The sequence below is a fragment of the Methylobacterium sp. CCH7-A2 genome, from assembly GCF_001557075.1.
Taxonomy (GTDB): Bacteria; Pseudomonadota; Alphaproteobacteria; order Rhizobiales; family Beijerinckiaceae; genus Allobosea; species Allobosea massiliensis.
On the sequence record NZ_LSKN01000099.1, the window covers coordinates 1 to 18,759 of the forward strand.

An 18,759-nucleotide genomic window follows, 5' to 3' on the forward strand; every position below is an offset into this window, starting at 1 on the left:
GAACAGTGGCCGGTTAATTATTGGATTACCCGGCCGGTCGCGTCGGAATCTGCAGGTCAGGACATCGAGCGGCGAGGGCAGGAACTGGCGCGGCACGATGCCGAAGGCCGACAGCGCCGCCCAGAGCCCGAGAAAGCCGACGAGGCCGAGAGCCCCCCAGGCGCACTTCTCGCTCAGGCGCAGGGGAGACGACTGCATCAATCTCTCCCCGCGACGTTCCAGGCCAGCGCACGGCGCTCAGCCAGGCCAAGCGCGTAGGTCGTCGCCCAGCCGAGCACGCCGACCGTCACCATCCCGACGAGGATCATCCCCGGATAGATGTCCTGCTGGGCCATGTTGAGCACGAAGCCGATGCCGGCGAGCGCGCCGACGAGTTCGGCCGCGACAAGTGTCGTCCAGGAGGCCTGGAGCGACAGGCGCAGGCCGGTGAAGATCATCGGGGCGGCGGCCGGCGCGATCACCTCCGTGACCATCCGCCCGCGCGGCGTGCCCAGCATCTGCGCGGCCTCGATGATCGGTCGATCGATGTTGCGAACGCCGGCGAAAGAGTTGATCACCGAGGGTACGAAGGCGGCAAACCAGATCACCATGATCTTGGCGCCATCACCGAGGCCGAGCCAGAGGATCGCGAGCGGAATCCAGGCCAAAGGCGGGATCGGCCGGATGATCAGGAAGATCGGGTTGATCGCGGCCTCGGCCCTTCGGTCCCAGCCCATCCACAGGCCGAGCGGAACACCGGTCGCGATGGCGACGAGGAAGCCCATCACGACGAGCTTCACGCTCTGCAGCGCATGGGCTGCAAGTGCGCCGCCGGCATAGCCGCGGGTCGCGATCTGGTTCAGCGAAGCCCAGAAGTCGGCCGGCGAGGGGAAGCGACCGGGGGACACGAAGCCCGTGACCGTGGTCAGGCCGAACCACAGCAGCAGCACAGCCGCCACCGAGCCCAGGCCGATCCATCCCCGTCTTCCGATCATGGCGTTTCCCGGCGCGCTCTTCTGATGAAAGCGCTTTCAGTTAACGTTCCAGACTCTCGAAGATGTGTCAACCATAGCGAAATTGGCCGCAATATTGGTTGGTCGGCTTGCGAGCCCTGCGATGATGCAGCTATAAGCATGAAAGAAATTTCATGGGGGCGCCGGTGAGCGCTGCGCGCGTCAAGCTGAGCGATGTGGCCCGGGATGCCGGCGTATCCGCTGCCACGGTGTCGCGTGCCATCGCCCAGCCCGAGCTGCTCTCGCCTGACACGCTCGCCCGGGTCAGGGCCAGTGCCCAGCGCCTCGGCTATTTGCCCGATGGTGCGGCGAGGGCGCTCGCCTCGGGCCGATCCATGACGATCGGCGCGATTGTCCCCACTCTCGACAGCGCCATCTTCGCGCGTGCCCTCCAAGCGATGCAGGCAACGCTGGCCCAGTCGGGTTATCTGCTGCTCGTCGCCTCGCACGAGGCCAGCCCAGCGGCCGAGACGCAGGCGGTGCGCGCTCTGCTCGGACGCGGTGTCGACGGCCTGATGTTGGTCGGGGCCGAACGGGCGCCGGAGACGACGGCTCTGCTGCGCAGCTCTCGCCTTCCTGTGGTCCTGACCTGGTGCGGCGACGGTCATTTTACCGCCGTCACCATCGACAACGCGATGGCGGGCCGTTTGGCGGCGGAGCATCTGATCAGCCTCGGACACCGCCGCATCGGCATGATCGTCGGCCATACACAGTTCAACGATCGCCAGAGGGCCCGGCTCGCCGGTGCTCGGCAGGCGCTGGAAGAGGCTGGCCTTTCGCTGCCGGACCCCCTCGTCGTCGAGCAGTCGCTGACCCTCGCCGGCGGGCGGGCCGGATGTGCGATGCTGCTCGACCTCGAGGATCGCCCCACCGCGCTGATCGGCGGCATCGACGTTTTCGCGATCGGCTGCCTCGAGGAAGCCCACGCTCGCGGGATGGCGGTTCCCGAGGACCTCAGCGTCATCGGCATCGATGGGCTGGACATGTCCGCCCATGTCTCGCCGGGCCTGACGACCGTCCATGTTCCCACGGGCCGGATCGGCAACCTCGCGGCGAGGACGTTGATGGCTATGGTTGCGGGTCAGCCGGTGGAGCCGCAGCAGCTCCTGCCGGTCGAACTGGTCGTCCGTCGCTCGTGCCGACGGCTCGCGGCATCCTGAACCGATCCTGCGATAGGCACCATGCACCGCCCTTGGGCAAGCGGTGCATGGCGGTCTCTCGACTAGATCTTGATCTTCAGGAAGGCGCCGATCGTCCCGTTCCAGGTGGTGACGCAGTCCGCGCCGCAGCGACCGGCGAAGGCTGGCAGGATGACCTTGGTCAGCGCGTCCTTGCGCAGCGCCTCGTCCTCCGGCGTCACCGGCACGAGTTTCATATTGGCGGGCGTGCCCTCGCTGCAGGCCTTGCCGGTGTTGCAGTCGAGACCGGTCTGGGTCTCGGTCTTAGCCTGGTCGAAGATCGAATCCTCCAGCTTGCGCAGATGGGTGGTCAGGAAGGCCTGCACCTTCGGATCGAGCGTGTTCCACCACTTCAGATTGGCGAGCTGGGCGGAGAGGCCGAAATTGATCGGCATCGGCGAGATGAACTTCGCGCTCTCATGCCATTTGGAACGATAGCCGGAAAGCGCGCCGGTGATGGCGCAGTCGATCACGCCGCTGGCAAGCGCCGGCTGGACTTCGGCGAAAGCGAGGTTGATCGGCGAGCCGCCGATATGGCTGACGAAGGCCTGCTGCGAGGCGCCCGAGGCGCGGATCTTGCGGCCCTTGAGGTCGGCCACCTTGGTGAAGGCGTCGCGGCAATAGATCACCTGCGCCTGATAGGTGCCGAAGCCGAGCAGCTTGAGGCCGTGCTTCTCCTCGAGGAACTTGGCGTAGGTCGGGCGGAAGACGTCGACGACCTTCTGCAGCTCCTCGACCGAGCCGACGAGACCGACCAAATCGGTGGCCTCGTTCATCGGGACCTCGCCCGAATTGTAGTTCAGCACCGTGGTGGCGAACTGCAGCGTACCGGCCGAGACGAGGCGGAAGATCTCGGGCCCCTTGAAGCCGAGCTCGGTGAAGGGCTTGACCTGCACCTTGATGGCGCCGCCGGATTCCTTCGGCACCGTCTCGTTCCAGAACGGCACCTCGCGGTTGGTGTACATCGACAGATTGCCGATGCTGCCGACGACGTTGAAGCTCGTCGCAGGCAGGCCCTGGGCGTGCGCGGCGCCGCAGAGGAGGGTGCCGGCCAAGGCGGCGATCGGGATCAGGCGTTTCATCGCAAGCTTCTCCTTCTTCGGGCGGGTTCTGGCGGCCTCAGCCGCCGGCTTTCGGGTTCAGGATGGTCGGTAGCCAGAGCGCCAGCTGCGGGAAAGTGATCAGGATCGCGATCATCGCCAGCATTGCCAGGACGAAGGGCAGCGCGCCGATGCACAGATCCATGAAGTTGCCTTTGCCGCGCACGGCCTGGACGACATAGAGGTTGAGCCCGACCGGGGGCGTGATCAGCGCCGCCTCCATCAGGATCACGAAGATGATGCCCCACCACACGGGGCTGTAGCCGAGCGCCGTGATCACGGGGACGACGACCGGCGTCGTCGCGATCATCATCGACAGCGTCTCCATGAAGCAGCCGAGGATCAGATAGAACACGACGATCGCGATCAGCATGCCGAGCGGCGGCCAGCCCAGCGCCAAGACGAGATCGGTGATCGCCTTCACCAGCCCGATCGAGACCATCACGAAGTTGAGGAAGAAAGCTGCGATGACGATCAGCATCACCATGCAGGTCGTCCGCACCGTGCCCTCGAAGGCGCGCAGCAGCACTGGCAAGGTCAGCTGGCGGTTGGCGGCGACGAGGCCGAGCGTCGCCATCAGGCCGAGCGCGGCGGCCTCCGTCGGCGTCGCAATGCCGGCATAGATCGAGCCGACGACCACGAGGAACAGCCCCAGCGGCGGGATGAGATGGCGCAGGCCCGAGACGCGCTGGCGCCAGAGATCAGCACTGTCGACTTTCGGGCCGGCCCATTCCGGCCTGTAAAGCGCCAGGCCCAGCACCATCAGCGAGAACAGCCCGGCGAGTAGGAAGCCGGGAATGAAGCCCGCCGCGTAGAGATCGGCCACCGAGGTGTCGGTCAGCACCGCATAGATGATCATGTTGATCGAGGGCGGGATCAGGATGCCGAGCGTGCCGCCGGCCGCGATCGAGCCCAAAAATAGAGGCCGGTTGTAGCCACCCTTGTCCATATTGGGGATCGCGACCGTGCCGATCGTGGCGGCAGTGGCCACCGACGAGCCCGAGGTCGCCGCGAAGATCGCGCTCGCGGCGATGTTGGTATGGATCAGCCGGCCGGGAACGCGGGCGAACCAGGGCGAGAGCGCGCTGAACAGGCGCTCGCTCATGCCTGAGCGGTGCATCAGCTCGCCCATCATGATGAACATCGGCGCGGCGATCAGGATGAAGTCGTTGGAGGAGTTCCAGGCCAGTTCGCCCACGGCGCCGGTCATCGGGAAGAAGGCGTAGTTGGCCTGCAGCACATAGGCCATCAGGGCGAGGGCGGCGGCGACGGGGATGCTCAGCGCGACCAGCGCGACGAGCAGGGACAGTGCAGTCCCGATCACGAGCGCGACTCCGCGCCGGCGGCCGGGTTCTCGACGCCGGACTGCTCGATCTCCTCGGTCACCCGCAGCGAACCGATCAGCGCGTCGAAGCCGGCCCGGTCATGCGCAATCAGACGGGCGATCGCCTGGATCGGGATCAGCACCGCCATGCAGGCGAACCAGACCAGGCCGACGCACCAGATGCCCTGCGGGATCACCATCGGCGTCTGCAGCTGCGACACCGATTTGGCATTCAGGGCCCAGGATTGCGCCAGCGTGCCCCAGGCGAACCAGGCCAGCGCCGCGGCGATCAGCGCCAGCGCCAGCGAGGCGATGATGTCGCAGACGATCCGGACCTTGCCGGGCAGCACGTCGAGCAGGATGTCGACACGGATATTGGCCTTGGAGGTCACGGTGAAGGCCAGCCCGAGCCCGATGCAGGCCGCCAGCGCATAGCCCGAGATCTCGAAGCTCTCGACCATTCCGCGCTTGAACAGGAAGCGCGTGATCACGTCGATGGTGATGAGGAAGCTGCAGCCGACGAGAACGATCGCGCCCGCGGCCCAAGCCAGGATGCGCGAGATGCGCTGCGGCAGCGGCTCGTCGGGCAGCAGGCGGACGAGGTCGCTCATGGACGCGCCGGGCTGCGCGGGCGGGTGGTCGTCGTCATCAAGGCCGGTCTCCGGTGCGCCCGCTGCGCGTCACGACGCATGTGACCACGCGTCAGGCCTGCCATGCAATAGTCCCGCCACCCGGGCGCGCCGGTCACGACACGTACCCGTCGGCCCTGTCGGCGGCGATGGCCGCGGGATCGCGCTCGCGGGGGTCGCCATGGCCGCCGCCGCCCGGCGTCTCCATGCGGACGATGTCGCCGGTCTTCAGCACGCAGCCGATCGTTTTGGCCGCCAGTTCCGTGACCTGTCCGTCGCGGATCAGGCTGAGGCGCCCGCCGCGCCCGGGCTCGCCGCCGGCCAGCCCGTAAGGCTGCGAGGCGAAGGCGTCGAAGGAGGCGTTGAGCAGGCCGTGCTCGGCGATGAAGCGCCATTCTCTGACCAGCCCGAGGCCGCCGCGCATCTTCCCAGCACCACCCGAACCAGGCAGGAAGCCGTAATGGGTGAAACGGAGCGGGAAGATCGCCTCGATCATCTCGATCGGCGTGTTCTGGCCGTTGTGGAAGCCGGCCGAGAGACCCGAGGGGCCGTCAGCTTCGGGATGGCCGCCCCAGCCGCCGATCTCGGCGTCGAAATAGACCTGCCGGCGGCCATCGGCATGGCGGATATTGACCGCGTGATTGAAGGTCACGCCGTAATAGGAGGCGGGAATGCGCTCGGGGATCGCCTGCGCGAAGGCCTTCAGCACCGCGGTCGCGATCCGGTGGCCGGTCAGCATGCGCATCGAGACCGGCGCGGGAAACTGGGCGCTGACGAGCAGCCCATCGGGCGCGCTGACGGTGATCGGCCGGTAGCAGCCGGAATTGGCGGTCGCCTCGATGCCCGACGCCGCGATCACGGCGTAGTAGACCGCCGAGCGGGTCGTCGCCATCGTCGCATTGATAGGCCCGCGCGCCTGGGGCGAGGAGCCCTCGAAATCGACCGTCAGGCTGTCGCCCGCGATCGTCAGCGTCACCGCAATGCGCTTCTGCCCGGCCTCCATGCCGTCGCCATCGACGAAGTCCTCCGCCTGGTAGATCCCGTCGGGCAGCGCGGTCAGCGCGGCGCGCATCGCCGTCTCGGAATGGTCGAGCAGGGCCTGCCCGACCTGGCGCAGCGTGTCGACGCCATAGCGCGCCGCGAGCTGTCGCATCGCCCTGGCGCCGACCTCGAGCGCTGCGATCTGGCTGAGGAAATCGCCGCGGAAGGTCTCGGGCTCGCGGACATTCTGCAGGATGGTGGCGAAGAGATCGTCCTGCATTTCGCCTTTGCGGACGATCTTCACCGGCGGCAGCCGCAGGCCCTCCTGGAAGATCTCGACGGCATGGGCGTTGTAGCCGCCGGCCGCGCCACCGCCGACATCGACATGGTGGATCAGCACGCAGGTGATGGCGATGCGCCGCCCCTCGACGAACACCGGCTTGAAGGCGAGGAAATCCGGCAGATGCTGGCCGCCGCAATAGGGATCGTTGGTGACGACGACATCGCCCTCGCGCCAGCGCTCCAGCGGCAGATGCCGGGTGATGATCTCCTGCAGGCAGAGCTCCATCGAATTGAGATGGACCGGCATGCGCGCCGCCTGGGCGATGTTGCGGCCTTCGCCGTCGAACACCGCCGTCGAATAGTCGAGCAATTCGCGCACCGTCGTCGAGCGGCTTGTGCGCCAGACCGTGATCGACATCTCCTCGGCCGCCGAGACCAGCGCATGCGAGACGATCTCGAGGAGGACGGGATCAACCTTCGAAACGGCCTGGCTCATGACTGCGTCTCCCGGGTCGCGACCAGGTCGCCCGATGGCCGCACGGTGACCCGCCACCCGCTCGGGATGATCAGGGTCGTATAGGCCTGTTCCACGATGGCCGGCCCATCGAGTTCGGCGCCGGATCCGAGCCGCCCTTGCTCGAAGACCGGGGCGGTCGTCCAGGCTCCGTCGAGATGGACCGCGCGCTCGCGGAGGGGCGCCGCGACGCCGGAAGCGGGCGCCCGGGCTGCCGCCACACCGCCGAGCCGGCCGATCGCGGCCAGCCGCAGCGTCACCAGTTCGACTGTCTCGTTCTGGTCATCGAAGGAGAAGCGCTGCCGATGCGCCTCGTGGAAGCGCCCGCAGAGCCGCGCGAGCGCGGCGTCGTCCTGCGGGACCTCGTCCAGCGGCACCAGAAGCTCGAAGGCCTGGCCGCGATAGCGCAGATCGGCCGCGAGTTCGAGACGGCGCTGCTCCATGGGCAAGCCGTCTGCCGCCAGAAGCGCCTCGCCCTCGCGCAACAGCTCGCCGGCAAGCGCGGCGAAAGCCGGCGCGGCGCCGGCCTTCAGCTGCAGCACGCGGGTTCGCGCGAGATCGTGGACGATGTCGGATTGCAGGATGCCATGGGCCGAGAAGGTCGAGGGGTCCTTCGGGAAGATCACCGTGGTCATGCCGAGTTCCTCGGCGACCTCGACGGCATGGAGTCCGCCGGCCCCGCCGAAGGACATCAGCGCGAAGTCGCGCGGATCGAGCCCGCGCTCGAACAGCGACAGCTTGATCGCCCCGGCGAGCTTGGCGACGACGACGGCGAGGATGCCGGCTGCCGCGCGGTCGCGGTCGAGCCCGAGCGGGCCGGCGATGCGAGTGTCCAGCGCCGCGCGGGCCCCGTCGAGATCGAGCGCGAATTCGCCGCCGAGGAAGGTCACGGGGTCGAGCCGACCGAGGATCAGGTTGACGTCGGTGACGGTCGGCTCGGTGCCGCCGCGGCCATAGCAGACCGGGCCCGGCCTCGCGCCGGCGCTGCGCGGCCCGACCTGGAGGCGGCCTGACGCGTCGAGCGAGGCGATCGAGCCACCCCCGGCCCCGATGGTGCGCATGTCGACCATGGGCACGCGCACCGGCAGGCCATCGATGTCGCCCTGCGCGACGACGGCTCGGCGGCCCTCGCGGATGACGGCGACGTCGTAACTCGTGCCGCCCATGTCGACGCCCACGACATTGGGGAAACCGAGCTGGCGCGCGACGCCCTCGGCCGCCAGCACGCCGCCGGACGGGCCCGAGAGCAGGAGCTTGACCGGCGCCTCGCCGGCCGCGCGCGGCGTGGTCGCCCCGCCATTGGACTGCACGAGATAGAGCGGCGCGGTCAGCCCCTCGGCCGCGATGCGCGCCAGCAGCGCGTCGATATAACGTCGCACCACCGGGATCAGCAGCGCGTTCAGGACCGTCGTCGAGGTCCGCTCGAACTCGCGAATCTCCGGCGAGACCTCATGAGAGCAGGACACCGCCAGATCCGGCAGCCGCGCCAGCAGCCGGTTGCGGATCGCGATCTCATGGGCGGGGTTGGTGAAGCCGTTGAGCAGCGCGATGGCGCAGACGCTCGTGCCCGAGGCCGCGACGCGGTCGATCGCCGCCTCGACGCTGGCCTCGTCGAGAGCGGTCAGCACCTCGCCGGCGGGCCCGATCCGCTCGACCACGCCGAAGCGCCGCCGCCGCGGCACCAGCACGGCCGGCGGCTCGGGCTTGAGGCGGTAGATCTCCTTGCGGGCGTGACGGCCGATCTCGAGCACGTCCTCGAAGCCGGCCGTCGTGATCAGCGCGCCTTCGGGCAGGTTGCGCGTCAGCACCGCATTCGTGGCGATCGTCGTGCCATGCATCAGGAAGGCGACATCGGAGAGCGCAAAGCCCCAGCGCGACGCAGCCCCATGAATCGCATCCATCAACCCCCGCGACGGGTCGTCGGGCGTTGTGGCGGCCTTGAAGCTGTGGGTCTCGCCGCTCGCTTCGTCGTAGAATTCCAGATCCGTGAAGGTGCCGCCGATATCGACCGCGATGCGGATCCGTCCTGGGGTCATGGCGATCTAACGTCCGAATCAGCGTGGGGTGCGGTGCTGCTCCTGCAAGATGCAGACCTCCCGACGCTCGCGATACTCCCGCAGGGCATACGCCCATGCTGTTGTCGAGCGCGCCGGGCAGCGGCGGCCGGTGGCTTGGCGTCGGCTTGCGGTCGGCGAAGCGGCTGGCAGCCTCTCGGACGGCGGCGGTGCAGGAGGGCGACGCCCAAACCGGTTCCTGCGTCGGGTGAGGCGTGCGCTCTGACGAACTCGTGTGCGGCGCAGCGACGCAACACAATGAACCAGCCGCGATCTCGGTGGTTCACCTTCGCGAACGACACCGCCGTCAGACCCTTCCCACCGTTCTTGACCGACATTGGAGCCGGATATGCCCACTCCGGGAGACATCACATTGAACAGGCGCGACCTCATGGTCGTGGCCGGCGCCTGCGCGGCACTCCCCGCGACGACCGGGCCGACGCGGGCGCAACCCGCTCCGCGTGGAGAGCCCGTTACCGCCGCGGTGTCGCTGCGGGTCAACGGCGAGCAGCGCTCTCTTTCCGTCGATACGCGCACGACCCTGCTGGACCTGCTGCGGGAGCAGTTGAAGCTGACCGGCACCAAGAAGGGCTGCGACCATGGCCAGTGCGGTGCCTGCACGGTGATCGTCGACGGGCAGCGGATCAATTCCTGCCTGACGCTCGCGATCATGAACCAGGGCGCCGAGGTCACCACGATCGAGGGGCTCGGCAGCGTCGATGCGCTGCACCCGATGCAGGCCGCCTTCGTGAAACATGACGGGTTCCAGTGCGGCTATTGCACGCCCGGGCAGATCTGCTCCGGCGTCGCCGTGCTCGACGAGATCAAGGCCGGTATCCCGAGCCATGTCACCACCGACCTGACCGCGGCGCCGGCCGTGACGGAACTCGAGATCCGCGAACGCATGAGCGGCAACATCTGCCGTTGTGGCGCCTATTCCAACATCGTCGAGGCCATGACCGACGTGGCGGGGAGGCGGGCATGAAGGCCTTCAGCTACGAGAAGGCGACGTCGCCGGCCGAGGCCGCGACCGCAGCTGCGAGCAAGCCTCACGCGCGCTTCATTGCGGGCGGCACCAATCTGCTTGACCTGATGAAGCTTCAGATCGAGACGCCGGACCATCTGATCGACGTCAACGGACTCGGCCTCGACACCATCGAGCCGACGCCGGAGGGCGGGTTGCGGATCGGCGCGCTGGTGCGCAACACGGCCCTGGCAGCCGATGAGCGGGTGAGGCGCGACTACGGCGTGCTGTCGCGGGCGCTGCTGGCGGGAGCGTCCGGCCAATTGCGCAACCGCGCAACCACGGCTGGAAACCTGCTGCAGCGGACGCGCTGCCCCTATTTCTACGACACAGCCCAGCCCTGCAACAAGCGCGAGCCCGGCAGCGGCTGCTCGGCGATCGGCGGCTTCACGCGCCAGCTCGGCGTCGTGGGGACCAGTGACGCCTGCATCGCGACGCATCCCTCCGACATGGCCGTGGCGATGCGGGTTCTGGACGCGCAGGTCGAGACGGTGAAGCCGGATCGCTCGACCCGCTCCGTGCCGGTCGCCGATCTGCACCGGCTGCCTGGCGATACGCCGCATGTCGAGACCGTTCTGGAGCCAGGCGAACTCATCACCGCCGTGACGTTGCCGAAGCCGGTCGGCGGGGTGCAGATCTATCGCAAGGTGCGCGACCGGGCCTCCTACGCCTTCGCGCTGATCTCGGTCGCCGCGATCGTGCAGCGGGACGGCAGCGGGCGCGTGGCCGTAGGCGGCGTTGCGCCCAAGCCCTGGCGCGTGGAGGCGGCGGAAGCCGAACTGCCGCGCGGGGCGAAGGCGACCACGGCGGCGCTGCTCGCCGACGCGAAGCCGACCCATGAGAACGCATTCAAGCTGCCGCTGGTCGAGCGCACGCTCGCGGCGGTGCTGACCCAGGCGAGGGGCTGAAGCCATGAAGTTCGACAAGCCTGCCACCGAGAACCCGATCGACCGGCTGAAGGTCGTCGGGCATCCCCATGATCGCATCGACGGGACACGGAAGGTGACCGGCACGGCGCGCTATGCCTATGAGCAGCACGATGTCGTGCCGAACCAGGCCTATGGCCATGTGATCGGTGCCGCCATCGCCAAGGGCCGGATCACCGCGATGGACACGGAGGCCGCGCGCCGGGCGCCGGGCGTGATCGCCGTGCTGACGGCCAAGGAGGCCGGACCGCTCAAGAAGGGCAAGCGCAACACCGCGCCGCTGCTCGCCGGCCCCGAGGTCGCCCATTATCACCAGGCCGTGGCGCTGGTCATCGCCGAGAGCTTCGAGCAGGCGCGCGCGGCGGGAGCCCTGGTCAAGGTGAGCTACGAGACGGCCGAAGGTGCTTTCGACCTCGCGGAGGCGAAAGACGGGGCCGCCAAGCCCGAGGGCGACGATCCCAGCCTCGACGACACGCAGGTCGGCGATTTCGCGGGCGCCTTCGCGCAGGCGCCGGTGACGCTCGACGCAACCTATACGACGCCCGACGAGAGCCACGCGATGATGGAGCCGCATGCCACGCTCGCGGCCTGGGAGGGCGAGCGGCTGACGCTCTGGACCTCCAACCAGATGGTCGCCTGGGGCGTGACCGACATGGCGACCACACTCGGCATCCCCGAGGACAGGATTCGCATCGTCTCGCCCTTCATCGGCGGCGGGTTCGGCGGCAAGCTCTTCCTGCGCTCCGACGTGCTGCTGGCGGCGCTCGGCGCGCGGCTGGCAAAGCGGCCGGTCAAGGTCGCGCTGTCGCGGCCGCTGATCGTCAACAACACGACGCACCGCCCGGCCACGATCCAGCGCATCCGCATCGGCGCGACCCGCGACGGCAAGATCACCGCGATCGGCCATGAGAGCTGGTCCGGCGACCAGCCGGGTGGCGGACCGGAGGTCGCGGTGCAGCAGACGAGGTTGCTCTATGCCGGGGCCCATCGCATGACCGCGATGCGCCTCGCCGAGCTCGACCTGCCGGAGGGCAACGCCATGCGCGCTCCGGGCGAAGCTCCGGGGCTGATGGCGCTGGAAATGGCGATGGACGAGATGGCCGAAAAGCTCGGGCTCGATCCGATCGCCTTCCGGGTGCTCAACGACACCCAGGTCGATCCCGAGAAGCCGGAGCGCCCGTTCTCGATGCGCCGCCTCGACGAATGCTTTCGGGTGGGGGCCGAGCGCTTCGGCTGGTCGCGTCGCTCGGCGCGGCCGGGAGACAGGCGCGAGGGCAACTGGATGATCGGCATGGGCGTCGCCTCCGCCTTCCGCAACAACATCGTGATGAAGTCCGGTGCGCGCGTCCGCCTCGACGCGAACGGCATCGTCACGGTCGAGACCGACATGACCGATATCGGCACCGGCAGCTACACCATCATCGGCCAGACCGCGGCCGAGATGCTCGGCGTCGGTCTCGACCGTGTCGTGGTCAAGCTCGGCGATTCGACCTTTCCCGTTTCCGCCGGGTCCGGCGGCCAATGGGGCGGCAACAGCTCGACGGCGGGCGTCTATGCGGCCTGCATCAAGCTGCGCGAGGCCGTGGCGCAGAATCTCGGGATCAACTCGGCCGAGGCGGTCTTTGCCGACGGTACGGTGAAGGTCGGCAATCGCAGCCTGTCGCTGGCCAGCGCGGCGGAAGGCGGGCCGCTCAGCGGCGAGGACACGATCGAGTTCGGCGAACTCGACGAGACGCATCAGCAATCGACCTTCGGGGCGCATTTCGTCGAGGTGGGCGTCGACGCCTACACCGCGGAGACCCGTATTCGGCGGATGCTGGCGGTCTGCGCAGCGGGGCGGATCCTGAATCCGAAGACGGCCCGCAGCCAGGTCATCGGCGCCATGACGATGGGCGCAGGAGCGGCGCTGATGGAGGAGCTTGCGGTCGACAAGCGCCGTGGCTTCTTCGTCAATCACGACCTCGCCGGCTATGAGGTGCCGGTTCATGCCGACATCCCGCATCAGGACGTGATCTTTCTCGACGAGGTCGATCCGATGTCCTCGCCAATGAAGGCCAAGGGCGTCGGCGAACTCGGCATCTGCGGGGTCGGCGCGGCTGTCGCCAACGCCATTTACAATGCCACAGGCGTGCGCGTCCGCAACTATCCGATCACGCTCGACAAGCTGCTGCAGCACATGCCGGACGCCGCCTAGCCATTGCGATTGACGCTTCCGGCGGAAGGTTCCCTGGCGCAGGCTTTGCCGATCGGCAAGTTTTGGCTGGGGAGGGGCCGGGGAACGACTGTGCCAAGGCCCGACCGCTCGCCCCATGAACATGGGCTGTCGCGCGAAACGGCGCGCCGCTAGAGTAACCGGACGGGGGCTGCTTCGCAGGGGGCGTCGGCGGACCGCCCGGCGAGGGGAGCGAGCCGGCGCATGATCTCGGTGCTGCTGGTCGAGGACGACGCGCCGACGCGCTGGCGCCTGCAGGACGCGCTCGGCGCCGGGCAGGAGTTCGCCGTCACCGCCGCCGCGACTCTTGGCGAGGCGCGGGCGAGCCTGGCGGAGTGCGCGCCGCGCGTGCTGCTCACCGATCTGCAACTTCCCGATGGGCACGGCCTCGAGCTGATCCGCGAGACGCGACAGCGCCACCCCGACACCGAGATCATGGTGATCTCGATTCTCGGCGACGAGGAGAGCGTCATCGCGGCGATCCGCCAGGGCGCGACCGGCTATCTGCTCAAGGACGCCGTTCCGACCGACATCGCGGCGACGGTGCGCGACCTCGTCGCGGGCCATTCGCCGATCTCGGCCTCGATCGCGCGCTTCATCGTGCGCCGCACCCAGACGCAGCCTTCCGCCGCGCCCGCGCCCAATGCCCTCAACACGGCCAGGCTGACGCCGCGCGAGATCGACATCCTCTGGGGCATCGCCAAGGGCTTCAGCTATGCCGACATCGCCGGCCATCTCGGCCTGTCGCGCCAGACGGTGCCCGGGCACATCAAGAACATCTACCGCAAGCTCGAGGTCAACACCCGCGGCGAGGCGGTGTTCGAGGCGTTGCAGCAGGGTCTGATCCGGCTGTGACCGAGGCGGCGACCGGCCGGGAGGCGCCCGAGGCGCCGGCGGCGCCGATGGGCGCGCCGCGGATCGCGCTCTGGCTGACAGGCTATCTGGCGCTGCAGGCGCTGATCGTCGGGCTCTGCCTCCTGCTCGCCACGCTGCCGGCGCCCGAGCCACCGGAACGCTACGGCCTGTCGCAGGCGCGGCTGGAGCCGGCCGGCCGGGCCGTGACGCTGCCGCATCACCTCGACACCCGCTACACCATGGACGATCCGCCGCTGTTCCGGCTGAGCTTCGGGGGACCTCCCGCGGCCCCGGCGAGAGAGGCCTGGGCGGTGATGCTGCCCCGCTTCACCAACGGGGTCGTGGTCGCCGTCAACGGCGTCGAGATCCTCGACAGCCGCCGCACGCCCTCGGCCAACCGGCCGGACCGCAGCACGCCGGCGATCGCGGTCGTCCCCTCCGTGTTGCTGCGACCCGGCCCCAATGAGCTGACGGTTCGCCTCCTCGTCTGGGGGCCGCTGACCGGTTTCCTCGACCGGGTCTATGTCGGCCCGGACGCAGCGCTGCGGCCGGCCTATGAGCGGCGGGTGCTGCTCTTCGAGACGCTGCCCGTGGTTCTGGCAGCCTGGCAGAGCATCCTGGCCGTCATCCTCGGCATGATGTGGCTGATGCGGCGGCACGAGCCCGAATATGGAGCGCTCGCCGCCTCGATGGCGCTCGGCGTGACTCAGACCTTCATTTCCGCGCCGAGCGGCCAATCGCTTTATGGCGGGCTCAATGCCGTGCTGATCGCATCGGCACCGCTCGAGAGCGCCTTCGCTGTGGTGTTCTTCGTTCTTTTCCTGGGGCTCAAGCTGCCGCGGGCCGCAGCACTGCTGTTCCTACCGGGGCTGATCATCACCGTCGTGGGCCTGTTGGCTGGTCCCGTGCCGGTTCGCAGACTCTATCTCCTGCTTGGGCCGTTCACCGTCATGTTCTGTCTCGTGTCGACGGCGGTGATCATCGCACTCGTTTTCCTGCGGCGGCGCGACATGATCACCCTCCTGCTCGGGAGCGCGGTGACGGTGGTCCTGTTCTTCTGGGCCTTTGACATCTTCTCGATTCTCGATGTCGCGTCGGACCGGCGGATCTTCTTCTCGCGCATCTCCTACTCGGCCATGGTGATCGCCATCGGCATCGGCCTCACCTGGCGCTTTGCCCGCGCCCTGAATCAGGTCGACGGCTTCGCCTCGCGCATGGTCGGACTCGTCCGCGAAGCCGAGGACAAGCTGCGCGCGACGCTGGCCCGCGAGGAGGAGCGGGCCCGGGCGATGGCGCTCTCGAACGAGCGCACCCGGCTGATGCGCGACCTGCATGACGGTCTCGGCGGCCAGCTCGTCAGCATCGTCGCCCTGAGCGAGCGCCAGCGCAGCGGCGGTGCGCCGATCGGCGAGGCGGCCCGGGCGGCATTGCGGGATCTGCGGCTGGTGATCGACGCGATGGACGACATCGGCGGCGATCTCATGCTGGCGCTCGGAGCGTGGCGGGAGCGGATCGCGTCGCAGCTCAGCGCCCACCGGATCGCGCTCGACTGGACGGTGCTGACTCCACAGGGATTGCCCGTTCATCCGGAATTGCGGCCGGGCCACGTCATCCAAGTCCTGCGCCTGCTCGACGAGGCGGTCACAAATGCCGTGAAGCATGCGGGGGCCGGCACGATCCGCGTCAGCATCGAGACACTGATGGGCGAAGCGGGCGAGCATGGCCGCATCACCGTGGCCGATGACGGCCGTGGCTTCGCCGGATTGGGCGGGGGCGATGCCGGTCCGCCCGGGCGCGGCCTCGCCAACATGAAGCGGCGCGCCGAACGCTGCGGCGCGCTGCTGGAGATCGTCTCGGGTCCGGAGGGGACGCGCGTGACGCTCGACCTGCCGGCCCGCTTCGCCGATCTGGAAACGGGCGGCTGAGCCGTTTCAGCGGCGCCCGACGCGGTTGACCGGGCCGCCGCGGTTGGCGGGCGTGCCGGGCCGCACGCCGACGCCGCGCGCGCCGGCCCCAACGCCGCGATAGGGCGTCGCCACCGCTGCCCGAGCTGCCGGGGCACCGACAACGACCGGGGCGCCCGGGCGGGCCACGCAGCCCTTGGGCACGCCGACCGTCTTGCAGTAGACGACCGCCGCCTGCGCCGGCGCCGGCTCCAGCGCGGCCAGCGCGGAGAGTGCCGCCAGACCGAGCGCGGCGCGCGTGATTCCTTGAATGCGACCCATGGGTTGTGTCCTCCGCCATCCTCGCGTCCGCGTCCTGACCGACCGGCCAGGCATCGCGACACATCCCAATCTGGCCGGTTGCCCCTGCCGGCGACATCCCATGAAGATGGGGTGGCCGGGGCGCCGCCGAGGGGCTCTGGTCGAGCGTGGCGGCGCAGGGGCGAAAAGCCCCGCGGCCGCGCGGGGGAGGGCGCATGTCGGGAGAAGCAGCGGCTCAGGCGATCGCGGCCCCGGTTCAGGGGGAAGGCAGCGGCATAGGGCCTCTGGACGCGCTGCGCCGACTCGTCGAACTGGCCGACCGCGAGTTCGTCTCGGCATTGACGACGGCGCCGCGGCTGCCCGGCGAGGTGGGCGGGGTGGTGGCGCGCGCCCTGCCGGATGCGCCGCTCGCCTTGGCGCAGACGCTGGCCGTCTGCGCGGCGGTCGTCCTCGCCTATCTCGGGACCCGCCTGATGCTCGCCGGCCCGCGCCGCCGGGCCGGGGCTGCGCGCAGTGCCCTCGCCGGCATGGCCGGGCTTGCCGGGCTGGAGGTGCTGGCGCTGCTGGCGGCGGCGATCACGGGGCGGGTGCTCCTTGTGCGCGGGCTCGGCATCCTGCCCGGCAGCGAGCTGCTGCCGCGCGACATGGTGATCGCGCTGGTGCGCTGGCTGATGGGGCTGACGCTGCTGCTCATCCTGTTCCAGCCCCAACTCCGTCGCTTCCGCCTGGCGCGGGTGGACGATGCCGGAGCGCGCAAGGCGGTGCGCCGCTTCGCCGTGCTCTTCGCGCTGGCGCATCTGCACATCGTCCTGCTGGCGGCGGCCCAGCGCGCGGGCCTGAGCACAGAGTCCGCCAAGCTCATCTCCTGCCTCGTCGCTGCCCTGCTGACGGCCGGGGCGGTGCAGCTCTTTGCCTCGCTCGGGCGCCATGGCACCGGCGCCGCGCCGCGCTTCGTCGCGATCACCCTCAGCCTGCTGGCCTTCGCCTTCTGGCTCTGGGGCTGGGTCGACGGTGGCTTCGCGCTCTTTCACGGCGCGGTCGGCACGATGGTCGTGCTCCTGGTGGCCCTCTCGCTCGACCGGGCGATCGCGGTGAGCATCCGCGATTCGCGCCAGCCGGCCGAGATGCGGCGGCTCTTCGTGCTGCGCGTGCTGATCGACAGCATCGCCCTGGTCACGATCCTGCGCATCGGGCTCGAATTCTGGATCGTCGGCGCCTTCGGCTGGCTGCCGGCGGAGAGTGGGCGGCTGTTCGGCTACCGCCTGAGCTTCGCCTCGCTTCTCTTCGTGCTGGGCGCGACCGGCGCGGCGATCGTCCATGTCTGGACGGAAGCCGCGCTGATGCCTGGGGAAGGCGAGGGGACGCTGCAAGAGCGCGACGCGCGCCTGGCGCGGCTGTCGACCGTGCTGCCGATCCTGCGCGCCACCACGATCACGCTGATCTGCGTCGTGTTCTCGCTGGTGGCGCTGTCGGCGCTCGGCGTCGACATCACGCCGCTGATGGCCGGCGCCGGCATCGTCGGTCTGGCGATCAGCTTCGGCTCGCAGGCGCTGGTGAAGGACGTCGTTTCCGGCGTCTTCCACATCGTCGACGACGTCTTCCGCATCGGCGAATCCGTCGAGGTCGGCTCGCGGCGGGGCACGGTCGAGCAGATCAACCTGCGCAGCGTGAGGCTGCGCGAGGAGGATGGGCGGCTGCACACGATCCCGCTCGGCGAACTCGGCGCCGTCACCAATCACAGCCGCAAGCTGATGCGGATGAGCGTCAGCGTCGCGCTCGACCGGACGCCGGACCGAGACGGCATCGTCCTGTTCACCCGCCAGGCCGCGGCGGCGCTGCGCAGCGAGCCGGCGATCCGGCAGGCGATCGTCGGCGACATCGCCGTCAAGCTTAACGCGCCCGGGCCGGGTGAGGAGCCGGAACAGGACGCGCGCGGCTCGCTCGTCTTCACCTTCAGCATCGGCGCCGCGGCGGCGGAGCGCGCCCGGCCCCTCATCCGCCGCCTGATCGAGGAGACGATCGACGAACTCGCCGTGGCGGGGCTGCTGCGCGAGGTCGCGATCGCGACGGACGACCTGTCGAGCGCCGCTGCTCCGGCCGCGGCGACGGCGCCGAGCCCGGCCGCTGCCGGCTGATATCCCGCCCTTGGGACACCCATGAACATGGCATGGGCGACGCGGGGGCGCCGGGCCATGCTGAACAGGCCCGAGGATCGCCGATCGCCGGGTCACCTTCCCAGCCGAGAGGGCCTTTTCCATGAAGACATCGACCTTGCTCGCCTGCGCGCTGCTGCTCGCGGGCACCGGCCTCGCGGGTGCCCAGTCGGCGCCGACCCGTGCGGAACAGATGGCCTGCCGTTCGGATGCGCAGAAGCTCTGCGCCTCCTTCATTGGCCAGCCGCAGCCAATGAACGCCTGCCTGAAGGACAACAAAGCGAAGCTCTCGAACGACTGCCGCAAGGTCGTCGAGGCGCGGGGCGGGTGA

General features: G+C 69.2%; 15 protein-coding genes and 1 pseudogene. 8 read left to right on the forward strand and 8 right to left on the reverse strand.

What is annotated here, in order from left to right:
• Together AX750_RS08230 and AX750_RS08235 are read right to left on the reverse strand one after the other, a co-directional pair.
• A pseudogene (locus AX750_RS08230) lies at positions 1-198 on the reverse strand (hypothetical protein); the annotation flags it as partial.
• Complete coding sequence (locus AX750_RS08235) at positions 198-974, reverse strand: ABC transporter permease (protein WP_066722346.1); 777 nt, start codon at positions 972-974, stop codon at positions 198-200. The gene AX750_RS08235 and the pseudogene AX750_RS08230, both read right to left, overlap by 1 nt.
• 164 nt (positions 975-1,138) lie before the next feature.
• Between AX750_RS08235 and AX750_RS08240 the strand changes: the two genes are divergently transcribed.
• Entirely contained in the window at positions 1,139-2,152 is a 1,014-nt protein-coding gene (locus tag AX750_RS08240) for a substrate-binding domain-containing protein (RefSeq protein ID WP_197426655.1), read from the forward strand.
• A 62-nt stretch (positions 2,153-2,214) separates the two neighbouring features.
• On the opposite strand, the gene AX750_RS08245 is transcribed toward AX750_RS08240, so the two are convergent.
• The 5 genes from AX750_RS08245 to AX750_RS08265 form a co-directional block, all read right to left on the reverse strand.
• Entirely contained in the window at positions 2,215-3,252 is a 1,038-nt protein-coding gene (locus tag AX750_RS08245; RefSeq protein WP_066722342.1) for a TRAP transporter substrate-binding protein, read from the reverse strand.
• Between the two features lie 37 nt (positions 3,253-3,289).
• Positions 3,290-4,594: a TRAP transporter large permease gene (locus tag AX750_RS08250; protein ID WP_066722340.1), complete on the reverse strand. Its 1,305-nt coding sequence runs from the start codon at positions 4,592-4,594 to the stop codon at positions 3,290-3,292.
• Positions 4,591-5,205 carry a TRAP transporter small permease gene (locus tag AX750_RS08255; protein ID WP_066722338.1) on the reverse strand — a complete coding sequence of 205 codons (615 nt, stop codon included), beginning with the start codon at positions 5,203-5,205 and terminating at the stop codon, positions 4,591-4,593. The genes AX750_RS08250 and AX750_RS08255 overlap by 4 nt, the downstream gene beginning before the upstream one ends.
• A gap of 133 nt (positions 5,206-5,338) precedes the next feature.
• The gene (locus AX750_RS08260) at positions 5,339-6,982 is read right to left on the reverse strand and encodes a hydantoinase B/oxoprolinase family protein (protein WP_066722336.1); all 1,644 of its coding nucleotides are present in this window, start codon (positions 6,980-6,982) and stop codon (positions 5,339-5,341) included.
• Complete coding sequence (locus AX750_RS08265; RefSeq protein WP_066722334.1) at positions 6,979-9,036, reverse strand: hydantoinase/oxoprolinase family protein; 2,058 nt, start codon at positions 9,034-9,036, stop codon at positions 6,979-6,981. The genes AX750_RS08260 and AX750_RS08265 overlap by 4 nt, the downstream gene beginning before the upstream one ends.
• A 355-nt stretch (positions 9,037-9,391) precedes the next feature.
• Here AX750_RS08265 and paoA point away from each other — a divergent pair, with 355 nt between their 5' ends.
• The 5 genes from paoA (at position 9,392) to AX750_RS08290 (ending at position 15,996) form a co-directional block, all read left to right on the forward strand.
• Complete coding sequence (gene paoA / locus AX750_RS08270; RefSeq protein WP_197426654.1) at positions 9,392-10,039, forward strand: aldehyde dehydrogenase iron-sulfur subunit PaoA; 648 nt, start codon at positions 9,392-9,394, stop codon at positions 10,037-10,039.
• Positions 10,036-10,986, forward strand: coding sequence for a xanthine dehydrogenase family protein subunit M (locus AX750_RS08275; protein ID WP_066722329.1), 951 nt, complete (start codon positions 10,036-10,038; stop codon positions 10,984-10,986). The genes paoA and AX750_RS08275 overlap by 4 nt, the downstream gene beginning before the upstream one ends.
• A gap of 4 nt (positions 10,987-10,990) precedes the next feature.
• Positions 10,991-13,198 (forward strand): aldehyde oxidoreductase molybdenum-binding subunit PaoC, encoded by a 2,208-nt coding sequence (paoC, locus tag AX750_RS08280; protein ID WP_066722327.1) that lies wholly within the window; start codon positions 10,991-10,993, stop codon positions 13,196-13,198.
• A 222-nt stretch (positions 13,199-13,420) separates the two neighbouring features.
• Positions 13,421-14,071 carry a response regulator transcription factor gene (locus AX750_RS08285; RefSeq protein ID WP_066722325.1) on the forward strand — a complete coding sequence of 217 codons (651 nt, stop codon included), beginning with the start codon at positions 13,421-13,423 and terminating at the stop codon, positions 14,069-14,071.
• Between the two features lie 47 nt (positions 14,072-14,118).
• Positions 14,119-15,996 (forward strand): ATP-binding protein, encoded by a 1,878-nt coding sequence (locus AX750_RS08290; protein WP_066722365.1) that lies wholly within the window; start codon positions 14,119-14,121, stop codon positions 15,994-15,996.
• Positions 15,997-16,002: 6 nt separating this feature from the next.
• Here AX750_RS08290 and AX750_RS08295 read toward each other — a convergent pair whose 3' ends face one another.
• The gene (locus AX750_RS08295; RefSeq protein WP_066722319.1) at positions 16,003-16,296 is read right to left on the reverse strand and encodes a hypothetical protein; all 294 of its coding nucleotides are present in this window, start codon (positions 16,294-16,296) and stop codon (positions 16,003-16,005) included.
• A 194-nt stretch (positions 16,297-16,490) separates the two neighbouring features.
• Between AX750_RS08295 and AX750_RS08300 the strand changes: the two genes are divergently transcribed.
• A complete protein-coding gene (locus AX750_RS08300) occupies positions 16,491-18,410 on the forward strand; it encodes a mechanosensitive ion channel domain-containing protein (RefSeq protein WP_066722317.1) in 1,920 nt (639 codons plus the stop codon).
• A 121-nt stretch (positions 18,411-18,531) separates the two neighbouring features.
• On the forward strand, positions 18,532-18,759 hold the full coding sequence (locus AX750_RS08305; protein ID WP_066722315.1) for a hypothetical protein: 228 nt from the start codon (positions 18,532-18,534) through the stop codon (positions 18,757-18,759).

What these genes read in the sequence shown, in the direction of transcription:
- AX750_RS08235 (WP_066722346.1), bottom strand. Translation starts at nt 974, where the DNA reads ATGATCGGAAGACGGGGATGGATCGGCCTGGGCTCGGTGGCGGCTGTG.
- AX750_RS08245 (WP_066722342.1), bottom strand. Translation starts at nt 3,252, where the DNA reads ATGAAACGCCTGATCCCGATCGCCGCCTTGGCCGGCACCCTCCTCTGC.
- AX750_RS08255 (WP_066722338.1), bottom strand. Translation starts at nt 5,205, where the DNA reads ATGAGCGACCTCGTCCGCCTGCTGCCCGACGAGCCGCTGCCGCAGCGC.
- AX750_RS08260 (WP_066722336.1), bottom strand. Translation starts at nt 6,982, where the DNA reads ATGAGCCAGGCCGTTTCGAAGGTTGATCCCGTCCTCCTCGAGATCGTC.
- AX750_RS08265 (WP_066722334.1), bottom strand. Translation starts at nt 9,036, where the DNA reads ATGACCCCAGGACGGATCCGCATCGCGGTCGATATCGGCGGCACCTTC.
- AX750_RS08275 (WP_066722329.1), top strand. Translation starts at nt 10,036, where the DNA reads ATGAAGGCCTTCAGCTACGAGAAGGCGACGTCGCCGGCCGAGGCCGCG.
- paoC (WP_066722327.1), top strand. Translation starts at nt 10,991, where the DNA reads ATGAAGTTCGACAAGCCTGCCACCGAGAACCCGATCGACCGGCTGAAG.
- AX750_RS08285 (WP_066722325.1), top strand. Translation starts at nt 13,421, where the DNA reads ATGATCTCGGTGCTGCTGGTCGAGGACGACGCGCCGACGCGCTGGCGC.
- AX750_RS08290 (WP_066722365.1), top strand. Translation starts at nt 14,119, where the DNA reads ATGGGCGCGCCGCGGATCGCGCTCTGGCTGACAGGCTATCTGGCGCTG.
- AX750_RS08295 (WP_066722319.1), bottom strand. Translation starts at nt 16,296, where the DNA reads ATGGGTCGCATTCAAGGAATCACGCGCGCCGCGCTCGGTCTGGCGGCA.
- AX750_RS08300 (WP_066722317.1), top strand. Translation starts at nt 16,491, where the DNA reads ATGTCGGGAGAAGCAGCGGCTCAGGCGATCGCGGCCCCGGTTCAGGGG.
- AX750_RS08305 (WP_066722315.1), top strand. Translation starts at nt 18,532, where the DNA reads ATGAAGACATCGACCTTGCTCGCCTGCGCGCTGCTGCTCGCGGGCACC.